9 protein-coding genes and 1 pseudogene are annotated in these 11,880 nt (G+C 62.4%); 2 read left to right on the forward strand and 8 right to left on the reverse strand.

The window, feature by feature from the left end:
* Positions 1-110: 110 nt before the first annotated feature.
* Positions 111-1,136 carry a hypothetical protein gene (locus JOY90_RS03805; protein WP_291689831.1) on the reverse strand — a complete coding sequence of 342 codons (1,026 nt, stop codon included), beginning with the start codon at positions 1,134-1,136 and terminating at the stop codon, positions 111-113.
* Between the two features lie 151 nt (positions 1,137-1,287).
* Here JOY90_RS03805 and JOY90_RS03810 point away from each other — a divergent pair.
* Positions 1,288-1,482: pseudogene (locus tag JOY90_RS03810) on the forward strand (DNA-binding protein); the annotation flags it as partial.
* A 589-nt stretch (positions 1,483-2,071) separates the two neighbouring features.
* Here the strand turns inward: JOY90_RS03810 and JOY90_RS03815 are convergent.
* The 6 genes from JOY90_RS03815 to JOY90_RS03840 are packed head-to-tail and all read right to left on the reverse strand — an operon-like array spanning position 2,072 to position 9,348.
* The gene (locus tag JOY90_RS03815; RefSeq protein ID WP_291689839.1) at positions 2,072-3,055 is read right to left on the reverse strand and encodes a zinc-dependent alcohol dehydrogenase family protein; all 984 of its coding nucleotides are present in this window, start codon (positions 3,053-3,055) and stop codon (positions 2,072-2,074) included.
* Between the two features lie 26 nt (positions 3,056-3,081).
* The gene (locus JOY90_RS03820; RefSeq protein WP_291689832.1) at positions 3,082-4,725 is read right to left on the reverse strand and encodes an AMP-binding protein; all 1,644 of its coding nucleotides are present in this window, start codon (positions 4,723-4,725) and stop codon (positions 3,082-3,084) included.
* Positions 4,726-4,781: 56 nt separating this feature from the next.
* Positions 4,782-6,815: an FAD-dependent oxidoreductase gene (locus JOY90_RS03825; protein WP_291689833.1), complete on the reverse strand. Its 2,034-nt coding sequence runs from the start codon at positions 6,813-6,815 to the stop codon at positions 4,782-4,784.
* Positions 6,816-6,860: 45 nt separating this feature from the next.
* Complete coding sequence (locus JOY90_RS03830; RefSeq protein WP_291689834.1) at positions 6,861-7,676, reverse strand: enoyl-CoA hydratase/isomerase family protein; 816 nt, start codon at positions 7,674-7,676, stop codon at positions 6,861-6,863.
* 10 nt (positions 7,677-7,686) lie between these two features.
* Positions 7,687-8,532, reverse strand: a complete 846-nt coding sequence (locus tag JOY90_RS03835) for an enoyl-CoA hydratase/isomerase family protein (RefSeq protein ID WP_291689835.1) — start codon at positions 8,530-8,532, stop codon at positions 7,687-7,689.
* An 18-nt stretch (positions 8,533-8,550) separates the two neighbouring features.
* On the reverse strand, positions 8,551-9,348 hold the full coding sequence (locus JOY90_RS03840; RefSeq protein WP_291689836.1) for an SDR family oxidoreductase: 798 nt from the start codon (positions 9,346-9,348) through the stop codon (positions 8,551-8,553).
* A 252-nt stretch (positions 9,349-9,600) separates the two neighbouring features.
* Here JOY90_RS03840 and JOY90_RS03845 point away from each other — a divergent pair, with 252 nt between their 5' ends.
* The gene (locus JOY90_RS03845) at positions 9,601-10,221 is read left to right on the forward strand and encodes a TetR/AcrR family transcriptional regulator (RefSeq protein ID WP_291689837.1); all 621 of its coding nucleotides are present in this window, start codon (positions 9,601-9,603) and stop codon (positions 10,219-10,221) included.
* Between the two features lie 404 nt (positions 10,222-10,625).
* Here the strand turns inward: JOY90_RS03845 and JOY90_RS03850 are convergent.
* Positions 10,626-11,880, reverse strand: a 1,255-nt coding sequence (locus tag JOY90_RS03850) for an MFS transporter (protein ID WP_291689838.1), incomplete at its 5' end; no start/stop codon positions are given.

An 11,880-nucleotide genomic window follows, 5' to 3' on the forward strand; every position in this document is an offset into this window, starting at 1 on the left:
CGACACCAGCACCCATGCCAGGGCGATCGCCGGTGCCGCCGCGATGATGGCGGGGATCAAGCGCGCGAACAGCGTATATCGATCGAACTTGGGCAAGGCTCAATCGTCCTCTACATCTGGGTGAAAGGGATAATCGAGGCGTCACCCATGTTCGGCCGACGGTCATAACCGTAATAGAAATTCACCCAGCCATCGCGCGTCGCATAGACGTCGTAACCGCGGCGCGTGAACACGTTAGCGACTTTCTTGCGCGGGTAGCCGTCTTGGTCTTTGCCGATCGAGGCGATCGCGTCTCCGCGGCCGCTCCCCGGGTAAGGTCCGAGCCAGCGGTTGAGAACGGCCGGGGTAACGTTTCTGCGGCTGCCGTGATGAGGAATCTGAACAAGCGAAGGCTGAATGGAAAAGCTAATGTTCTCGGCGTACGCTGCGGCTTCGTCGAGCCCTTCCGGACCAACGTCACCGGTGAGCAAGATTCTCTTATCACCGAATGCCGCGATCTGGACAACGGAGGTCTCATTCGACGCCGACGTCGCCGGTGGATTTGTGTCGAGCGTTTCGAGGTTCAAGCTCTCCTTTATCTTTTCGACGACGTTCTTAAAGACATTGGTAAGAATGCCGCCCAGGCTGGACGCGGAGTCGCTGGCGTAGGATTGAGGCGTCTTGTCGAGATCAGGAATAAGCCTTACGTATCGCGCGCGGCTTGGCGCCAACACCGTGAAGGCGCCGATCTGGACTCCTTGCAGGGGCGCACGAACCTGGATGCCGCGTCGTCGACGGTAGTCATAGACAATGACCTCGCGCTTGGCAGGGTAAGATCGATGCAGACGTCCGACATATTGTGCGAGCGTCCCCTTCCATGAGATCGGCATGGCTAGAAACAGTGAGTCGAGCCGGGCATCATCGAAGCCTTCGCCGATGTATCGTCCCGTAGCGATCAACACCCGTTCGTCGGTCGCGGAAACATCGCCGAGCCGTTGCATGGCGGCTCGTCTTTGCTTCGCCCGCCGGTCAGGACGATGACATTGCGCGAAACGAGAGACCCGCTCGGCCAGGAGCAACGCGTGCTCCTTACGCTCCGTCAGGATTACCGGCGAACGTCTGTCTTCCAGCGCTTGCAAGACATCGTTGAAGATCATGGTGTTGCGAGTCTCGTCCGCCGCAAGCGCGGCGTAAACCTGCTGAATTGGCGGACGTTCTTGCTAAAGCGCAGGCGGAAGCACGAAGGACGTGCTGCGCCGTATGACTCGATGGCCGAAGGGGCGCTTCGCAGCTTGCGATCCGGCTGACATTCTTGGAATCTCCCGACCTCTCGTCGTGCATCGCATGGACGTCGGCGATCTGCCATTTCGATATGTGGGCAAACATCGCCGTACACGACTGAAGGATATATTGGCACTGAAGTCACGGATTGAGGCCCAGCGGGCGGCGATGGAGGCGCTCGCCGAGGACGCCGAGGACCTCAGGCGGCGCCATGGCGTTTGAGCCTTCGGTCGCCATCTTCGACGCCTGCATTCTCTTTCCCTTTCATCTCAGGAATATCGTTGTCCAAGCCGCAGTGGCATTCTTGAGAGCCAAAAACTCGTCCAACTTGCTAAGTCGGTCGGCAAGCACGTTTCCGATCTGTAAGCGCGACAGGCAACTCAGGCCCGTCAGCGCGACGGCAGCACGAGCGCCGCACCAGTTTCGCACCAGAATGGGCCTCATCAAAACGCAACGAACGCGGTCGAAATCGAACAAAAGCAGCAAAATCAGCAAAGTCGTTCGATATTCCACCGCTCATAACGGCGCGGCTGCAGGTTCGAGTCCTGCCGGCCCCACCATAAATCAATGAGTTAGCCGGTCTTCATGTCCTTATAGTTAGACATCCGCACCGGAAATACCTGCTCTTGCATCTCCTTGCTTCACGTCAACGACGGACAAACTATCGCTCGACATTCGATCTGACTATGCCTTCTACTCGTTGTCGTAGATTTGGCGCGCCATTGTCGCGTGAATCGGCCAAATGGCGCCGATAGCTTCTTTCGTCGAACGCCCCGCTGACGGTCGAGTTTTTTCCGCTCCGTCGCCGCGGCTACGTAGCAATGTCGAGGACGATCTTGCCCGTCGCTGCCCCGCTTTCGAGGGCGGCATGAGCTTGCATGATCGTGTCGAGATTGAAACGGCGCGGGTCGAGCCGGGGCACGATCTTGCCGGCCTCTACCAGCCTTGTGGCTTCGCGCAGGATGTCGCCATGGTGCGCGCGTCCCTCTCCGGTCAAGATCGGCAACAGCGTGAACACGCCGGAATAGCTTGCCGCGCGAAATGATAGCGGCGCCAGTGCGTGCGTGCCCCAGCCGAGCGCGCTGACGACGTGTCCGAAGCGCGCCACCGCATTGAACGACGCGTCGAGCACGGCTCCGCCCACAGTGTCATAGACGAGATCAAAGCCCCGAGCTGCGGTATGAGCGGCAACATAGGCCTCAACCGGCGTTTCCTTGTAGTCGATGAAGCTCGCGCCGATCCCCTCGATATAGGCTTTGTCCTTGACGGAGCCGGTTGCAAACACCTCGGCGTCGAATGCTCGCGCGAGTTGGACGGCGATGTGGCCAACTCCGCCCGCGCCGCCATGAACGAGGACCTTTTGCCCGCCGCGGACGTGAGCTCTGTCCACGAGCCCCTCCGAGGCGGTGATAAAGATCAGCGGCAACGCCGCCGCCTGTCTCATGTCGAGAGTTTTCGGCTTCGGCGCCAGCAGCCTGGCATCCGCCGCAACGAATTCGGCGAGCGAGCCTTGCAGCCCTCCGACGCCGCCCGTCATGCCGTACACTTCGTCGCCCGGCGCGAATCCCGCGACGCCTGCACCAACGCTCTCGACGACACCTGCGACATCAATACCCAGAATGGCCGGCGGCGAATGCCGCGCATGCGCCGCCTGTCCCTTGCATATCTTCAGGTCAAGCGGGTTGACCGCGCTCGCCTTGATCCGGACCAGGACATGGCCCTCCGCGGCCTCGGGACGCGAGACCGAGCCAATCTGAAGTGGAGAGCCGAAGGCCGTCAGCACAGCCGCTCGCATTTGGGTTGGCATCGTAAGCGACCTTTCTATTGCCCTTTGTCCGCCGCGCAAATCTGTTGAGCGTGCACCAATTCCTTGGCGCGCTCGCGCAGCACGAATTTCTGGATCTTTCCGCTCGCCGTCATCGGCATGGCGTCGACCACTTCGAGCCGTTCCGGCCAGTACGACCGTGCCACGCCGGATTTTTGCAGGAACTCCTGCATGTCGGCGAAAGCGAGCGATGCCGCCTCGCGTGGCACGACGAAGGCGCAGGCGCGCTCTCCCAGGCGGGCATCGGGCATGGCGACGATCGCGACCTGGCGCACCGCGGGATGCCGATAGAGCACATTCTCGATCTCCACGACCGGGACGTTCTCGCCACCGCGAATAATCACATCCTTCCAGCGGCCGGTGATGGTCACGTAGCCGTCGGCATCGAGCCGGGCGAGATCGCCGGTGTCGAACCACCCGTCGCCGTCCACATTGTAAAGCTCGGGCCGCTTGAGATAGCCGATGAAGATGCTGGTGCCGCGCGTCTGCAGCCGTCCCGACTGGCCGGACGGCAACGGCTTGCGCTCGTTGTCGACGACACGCAGCTCAAGCCCGAGGCTCGGCGCCCCGTCGGTCTCCGAGACTTTCTGCTCCGGGTCGTCCGGCCGGGCCGAACTGACCAGCAGGTTCTCGGTCATGCCATAGGCCGACAGCACCTTGACGCCGATCTCTTCGCGCGCCCGCTTTACCAGCGTCCGCGGGATCGGCGCTCCCGCCGACAGGAATGTCCGCAGCGGTCCGGCATCGCCTTCCTTCGCCGCGGTGTCGATCAGATCGGCCAGGAACGGCGTCGCGCCCATCGCGAAGGTGACGCCGAATTTGCGTATCCTCTCGAGCGCGACGGCCGCATTCCACACATCCTGCATCACGATCGGTGAGCCCAGCGCGATCGGCACGATCACCGCCAGGATGAATCCGAGCTGGTGCGCCAGCGGCGTTGCTGACAGGATCGGCTCGCCCTCGCGCAGTTGCAGATGGCGAATGCTCGGAAGCATCGTCGTCAACAGGGTCCGCGAGGTATGCATCACGCCCTTCGGCTCGCCCGTCGTTCCCGACGTGTAGAGCAGCTGGACGACGTCATCAGCGGTCAGCCGCTGCGCAGCAAAGAGTTTGGCCGCATCGGGCGGGACTTGATCCGCCAGGAGCTGCCGGTCGAAGCTGTTCGAACCGGTGCCACCGGCCACGATGACATGACGCAACGACGGCAGCGACGGCCGGATGCGCTCGATCATCGCCTCATGGTCGAAGTCGCGAAACACCTTCGGCACGATAACCACACGGGATTCCGCAAGACCGAGCATGAAGGACAATTCACGCTCACGGAAGATCGGCATCAGCGGGTTTGTCGCAGCGCCGACACGCAGGCAGGCCAGATGCGCCGCCACGAAGTGCCACCAGTTCGGCAACTGCACGGAGACGACATCGCCGCGCCGGACGCCGAGCCCGTAAAGACTCCAGGCAATCTGATCGACGCGGCGTCGCAATTGGGCGAAGGTCAATTCGATCTGCCTGTTCGTGCCGTATTCGAAATCGACGATCGCGGCTCTATCCGGATGTTTCACAGCGGCCTCGTCGAGGTAGTCGACCAGGAGCCGCTCGTTCCACGCGGCCAGATAGTCGTCCGTCTGGACGTGCGACATCCTGTCCCTCATTGAACATCCCTCCGCAGCGCTCGCTGGCGCGTTGTGTTGTCAGCTCACAGGTCGTATGCGAGCCGTACCCCCTGCTGGATCGCACGCAGCGCATCGAGCTCTTCGGCCCGTTCGGCGCCGCCGATGCAGGTTGCCTCTAGTCCTCTCCGTTTCAGTTCATCCGCCAGCGCCGTGTTCGGCAGCTGACCGGCGCAGATCACGATGTTGTCGGCCGCGAACACCTTCCGATCACCGTCCACCACATAGTGCAGGCCGTGATCGTCGATCTTCTCGTAAACCGCGCCACCGATCGCGGTGACGCCACGGCCGCGCAGGCGATTGCGGAGAATCCATCCGGTCGAGACGCCAAGCCGTTCTCCCGGCCGCGACTGGCGGCGCTGGAACAGCGTCACCTGCCGCGGCGAGCTCGCCGGCTGCGCTGCCTTCAGGCCCCCAGGCGCGGTGATCGAGGTGTCGATGCCATATTCGTTCAGGAAATGATCAACGGCATTTTCACCGTGATCGACGTGGGTGAGGAATTCCGCGACGTCGTAGCCGATTCCGCCCGTGCCGATGATGGCAACGCGCTTGCCGACCGCGACGCGGCCAAGCAGGACGTCGAGATAGGACACGACCGAGGGATGATCGATGCCCTCGATATCCGGCTTGCGCGGCAGGATGCCGGTTGCGATGACGATCCTGTCGTAGGCGCCTGGCGCAAAGTCGTCGGCGGTGGCGCGAACGCCGAACCGGACATCGACCTTTGCGCGCTCGATCTGCCGGATGAAATAGCGCAGCATCTCGTTGAATTCGGTTTTCCCCGGCACGCGGCGCGCGAGGTGAATCTGGCCGCCGAGCTTGTCGTGTTCCTCCAACAGCGTGACCTGGTGGCCGCGCGCTGCCGCGGTCGATGTCACGGCGAGGCCGGCAGGTCCCGAGCCAATCACCGCGATCCGCTTTGGCTGGCGCGGCGCCTCGTCGAACTCGGTCTCTCGGCAGGCGCGCGGATTCACCAGGCAGGTCGCGGTGCGGTCCGAGAAGATGAAATCGAGGCAAGCCTGATTGCAGGCGATGCAGGTGTTGATATCCTCGGGCCGGCCTTCCTGCGCCTTCAGCACGAAATCAGGATCGGCCAGCATCGGGCGGGCCATCGACACGAAATCGCAGGCCCCGTCGGCGAGCAGGTTCTCCGCCACGTCGGGCATATTGATCCGGTTCGAAGCGACGATCGGGATCGAGACGACTTTCCGGAGGCGCCGCACCGCGAAGGAGAACGCTGCGCGCGGCACGCTGAATGCGATCGTCGGAACCGGCGCCTCATGCCAGCCGATACCAGTGTTGAAGATATCCGCGCCTGCCGCCTGCACCGCCAGCGCGAGCTGATCGATCTCGTCCGCGGTCGATCCCCGTTCGACGAGATCGATCGCCGAGATGCGGTACATCACGAGGAAGTCCGGCCCCAACGTCGCGCGGATGCGTCTGACGATCTCGACCGAGAAACGGTTCCGGTTCTCAACCGAGCCGCCCCAGCGGTCGGTGCGGTCATTGGTTCGCGGGGCAGTAAACTGGTTGATCAGATAGCCTTCCGATCCCATAATCTCGACGCCGTCATATCCGGCCTGCGATGCCAACACAGCCGTCTTGACGAAATCGTCGATGGTCGCATCGATCTCCTCATTCGTCATCGGCCGGGGCACCCGTGGATTGATCGGCGAGCGGATCGATGACACACCCACGATATTGTCGTGTTTGGCATAGCGTCCGGAGTGCAGGATCTGCATCAGGATCTTTGCGCCGTGCTTGTGCACCTCGTCGACCACGGTGCGGTGCGGCGCGAGATCATCGCCTGCCATCAGGGTCGGGCCGCCGGGTTCAAGCCGGCCGGCCTCGTTCGGCGAGAAGCCGCCGGTGATGATCAGCGCCGCGCCACCTTTGGCACGCGCTCCATAGAAGGCGCGCTGGCGCTTGTCCGGCTCACTCTCGTGCTCGAGGCGAGTGTGCATCGAGCCCATGATCACGCGGTTGCGCAAGGTGTGGGCGCCCACACGCAGCGGCGACAGCAGGATCGGATAGAGCTTGTGCGCGGATGACGGCGACATGACTGACCCCCTCGAGGCGATCGCTGGATCGACGGCGTTCATTGTTCACCTCGCAAAGTTCGGCACGCGGCGTTCACGGAACGCGGCGAGGCCTTCGTTGATATCGGTACCGGTCAGGACGTGCATTGCTTCCCGCTGCTCCAGGCGCAGGCCGTCCGGCAGAGACTGGCCGGCATTCGCGGCGTGACGGCCGAGGCGCTTGATCGCCGACAGGCCGGCGCGGCTGCGCGTTGCGAGCTGCCGCGCATAGGAGAGCGCCTCGTCGTGCAATCGCGCCGCCGGCACGACGTGATTGACAAGACCCCATTGCAGCGCAGCGGGCGCGTCGATCCAGCGGGCGCTGTACATCAAATCGAGCGCGCGGCGCAGGCCGATCGTTCGCGTCAACCGCTGCGAGCCGCCCCACCCCGGGATCAGGCCGAGCGCCGCGTGCTGGTCGCCGAACCGCGCGTCCTCGGCGGCAAACACCACATCGCAGGCGAGCGCCAGTTCGATTCCGCCGGCGAGGCAGAGGCCCTGCACGGCTGCGACGACCGGCAGGGGACCGGCCTCGATGCGATCGAGCACGGCATGACCGAGCGCAAGAAAGCTGCAGAGCTCCGCTTCGCCCTGACGCACCTGTTCCACTTCGTCGAGCGCGGCTCCCGTGCAAAAATTCCTGCCGCTCGCTGTGACAAGGACCGTGCGGGCTCCGTCGCGCTCAAATGTCGCCATGGCATGATCGATGTCGGAGAGCATCTGCCGCGATAGGCAGTTGAACACGGCCGGGCGCGCCAGCTCGATCGTGCCGACACCATCCCGCAAGCTCGTCCTGATGGGAGCATCATCGTCCTGCATGTTCTGCACCGCGGCTTGATTCATTTTCCGCTCCTCAAAGGGGACAGTCGCGCGAGAACACCGGCTTACGCTTGTCAAGATAGGCCTGCAGTCCCTCCCTCACCTCCGGTCCGGTGAAGCCCAGGAATTCGAGCGCGAGCGAGGCATCGAAGGCCGGTCCGGCCTGGCGCAGCCAGTTGTTGAGGCTGTATTTGGTCCAGCGAATGGCGCTCTGCGGCCCATTAGCGAGCCGGGTCGCGATCTCCAGCGCCTTAGCATCGAGATCAGCGTCCTCGACGCACATCGAGACCAGTCCGATGCGCTCGGCTTCCTCGCCGTTCAGTTGATCGCACAGCAGCAGATAGTATTTCGCCTTGGCCATGCCGCAGAGCAGCGGCCAGACGATCGCCGCATGGTCGCCTGCGGCGACGCCGAGCTTGGTGTGGCCATCGATGATACGCGCCGTCTTCGCGGCGATCGAGATATCTGCGAGAATACCGCAAACCAGCCCCGCGCCGACTGCCGCGCCGCGGATCGCGCTCACCACCGGCTTCGAGCAATTGATGACATTGTAGACGATGTCCTTGGCTTCTTTCCAGTTGCGAAGCCTAGTGTCGTGGTCGGCAATGATGTCGCCGATCATGCCGAAGTCGCCGCCGGCGGAGAACACATCGCCCGCACCGGTGAAGATCACAGCGGAGACCGCCGTATCCGCATCGATGTCGCGCCAGATCCGGCCGAGTTCGGCATGCATCGTCGCGTCGGCCGAGTTCATCTTGCCGTTGGCCATGGTGACGCGGATGACCCGCTCATGCGGCCAGTCGATAAGAAGACGCCGATAATCGGCGTACCTGTTGTAGCCCTTGTCCTCGCCGTTGCCGTTCGCGCTCGTCTGGTTCATCGCTGCCTCCCTCACCTTTCACACCATCGAATAGCCACCGCTGACGCTCAGCGTCTGGCCGGTCACGAATGATGCCACGTCGGAGGCAAGGAACAGAACTGCTGGCGCGATATCGGCCGGGGTACCAACCCGGCGAAGGGGATAGGCTTTGCTGATCCGGCTCCGCATGTCGTCCTGGAGCCAGACCTTCATTTCGTCGGTCGCCCACAGGCTGGTCGGACTGATCTCCTCGCCGGGCGCCGGCAAGGTGGTTCCCGGGCACACTACGTTGAAACGGATGTTGTGCCTGCCGTTTTCACGGGCGAGCGATTTGGACAGCGCGATCACGCCGGCCTTGCACGCGCCGTAGACGCCTTCGCGGAACTCGCCGATCCGGCCGGCATCGGAGGCAATACTGACCACCGCACCATAGGAGCGGCTGATCATGCCATCCAGCACCGCACGCGTGCAGTTGATCATGCCCCAAAGGTTGATCTGCACCTCCTTCTCCCACTCAGCCCGCGGCTTCTCCACGAACAGGCGGTCGACGACCCAGCCGGCGTTGTTCACGAGGATATCGACCGAACCGAACTCGCCCTCGACCCGGGCTGTCATCGCCTGGACATCGGGCCAGTTCGAGACGTCTGCCCTGATCGCCATCGATTTCGATGCCCCGCGTGCCAGCGCCTCATCCGCTACCGTCTGTGCGCGATCGGCATCGATATCTGCGATTGCGACCGCCGCGCCTTCCTCGGCAAAGGCCAGCGCAATCCCGCGTCCGATATTCGACGCTGCGCCCGTCACGATGACCGATTTTTCCTGCAGATTGAGCCGCATGTTGCCGTCCTTTATAAGATACTATCCAGATAGTATTTTATGTATCAAAGCAATTCGTGGACTTCACCGATCGGCCGGACCGAGTGTTGCGACTCTAGCTTACTTGCAATCATTAATACTATCCAGATAGTATGTCAAGCTCCTGTCGATCGGTTTTTCTGGGGGACAACGGGGCGCCGAACGGCTGCTGCCTCGCCCGGACGGGGCGGCATGCTAAAATGAGATCGCAAGCAGAACTGATCGAGGCGCGTAGTGGCAAGGGCAACGAAGCGAAGGACCAAGGTTGAGCAGCGAGAAGCGAGCCTCGAAAAACTTTTGTCTGCTGCCCGCCATTTGTTCGTCTCAAAGGGCTATGCGTCGACAACGCTAGAGGAGATCGCTGCCGCCGTCGAGATGACCAAGGGCTCGGTCTATTTTTATTTCGGCAGCAAGGAAGCGGTGCTGCTCGAGCTATTGAATCAAGCCGAGCAAATCGTGATCGATACTGTACTGAAACTATTGGAGAGTTCTGAGGGCACGGCCACCGAGAAACTGGTTCACTTCCTGCATCATCAGGCGCAGCTTGGCGTAACGGATCGCGAAAACATGCTCCTGATCATTCTGATGTCGCTGGAATTTGAAGACGGACCGGTCGCACGCAAAACCAAGGCACTTTATCGGAAATTCTACGAAGGCCTCAACGAGCTGATTCGGGAAGGCCAAAGGATGGGCGAATTCCGCACAGACGTCCCTAGCCGCGAGTTGGTGTCGATCATCGTGGCCAATCACGACGGCACGTTCCTCGAGTGGTACCGCCGCAGCGACGAGCTCAGCGGACCCAAGCTCGTCAAGGCTATGCGCGGCATCATTCTCACCGGCCTCACCGGAAAGTAGATTCTCAACGAAATACTTGATCGTCGGGCCGACGGCGGGACGACACGTTCCACGGTGGTTTGCCAGATCTTCATTCACCAGGGTTGGTTCAAAGCGGACTAGCTAGGCGCGTGGGCTGAGCATCTGCTGCTGCGGCGAAGGATCATCGCGGCGCGTTCGAAACGCCGTCGCCTACGTCAAAGCCTACAACGACAGAGCTGAGCCCTTCGTCTGGACCACGAAGAAGGTCCGTCAACGCCGCTTCAGAGACCGCCGTATCACTCAGCTATGATTCGGCTACTAGACCGAAGACTACCGATGCGCAAGATCCGTGACGTGCTGCGGCTGTCCGCAGCTGGTTGCGCGTTCCGGACAGAAGATGCGCAGCGGGATCCAGCGATCCCTGTCCGGATGTCGACATTCCATTACTCGGCTGCCGGCGCGAGCTGCGGCTCCGCTGGCGGCAGGGGCTCAAACGGGCGCTCCGCATGCATGCGGAACGCGAATCCGGCACCGACCAACAGCAGTGTCACCGAGGCGCCGAACGGGAGGGTCCAGCTTCCAGTCGTGTCGACCAGAAAGCCGAAGATGACCGGCGAGATGATGCCGGCAACGCCGAAGCCGAAATTCATCATGCCGCTTGCCGATCCGGAATAGTGTGGAGCGATGTCCATTGGCACCGACCAGATCGGCGCCACGATCAGCTCCACGCAGAAGAACGCCAGCGACAACGAGATGGCAGCGGTCGTGAGATCATGGATCAGCATCACGGGCAGCAGAAATACGAAGCCGCCTAGCATCCCGGCGACGATCACGTTGCGCCGCGCGGTTCCGCGGTTGCCCGAACGGCGCAGGAGCCAGTCGCTGAACACGCCGCCCAATGTGTCGCCGATCACGCCTGCCGTGAATACGCCGGCGGAATACAGTGCGGAATGCTGCAAGTCCTGATGGTAGTTCTGATAGAAGAATGACGGGATCCAACTCAGGAACAGCCACAGTGTCCACCCATAGCAGAAATCTACTGCCGTTACGGGGGACATTCGCGCAAACAGCTGGAGCCACGGCACGGAGGGTTCCGTAGGGCGACGGCCATGGGCCGTGATAGCAGCGAGCTCTCCCGGCGAGACCGACGGATGGCGCTCGGGATCGTTGCGGAAGAACCAGACCCACACCAGCACCCAAACCAAACTGACGGCACCGAGCATGAAGAACGAGGCGCGCCAGGAGCTCACGACGACGAGCCCGGCGATCAGCGGCGGCGTGAGTGCGTTGCCGATCCGGGCGAACGAGTGTGTGATGCCCTGCGCGAACCCCCAGCGGTCGGCCGGTATCCAAACCGACATAGCGCGGGTGGCTGTAGGGAACGTCGCGCCCTCGCCGAGGCCTAGGGCAAGCCGCGCCGCAAACAGTGAGGAAAGCCCGCCGACGAGGCCGGTGGCGGCCGTGGCGGCGCACACAATCATGCCGCAGATCCCGAGCGTGGCACGGGCACCGAACCGGTCGCCGAGCCACCCGCCCACGAGCTGGAAGAATGCATACGGATAGGCGAAGGCCGAAAAGGCAAGCCCAAGATCGGTGTTGCTGAGGTTGAGGTCCGCCTTGATGAGCGGTGCCGCCGTGGAGATGTTGACCCTGTCGACGTAAAGAATCAGATACATCAGGCATAGCAGCAGCAGGACC

It is taken from the genome of Bradyrhizobium sp., from assembly GCF_019242285.1.
In the GTDB taxonomy this organism is placed as follows: domain Bacteria; phylum Pseudomonadota; class Alphaproteobacteria; order Rhizobiales; family Xanthobacteraceae; genus Bradyrhizobium.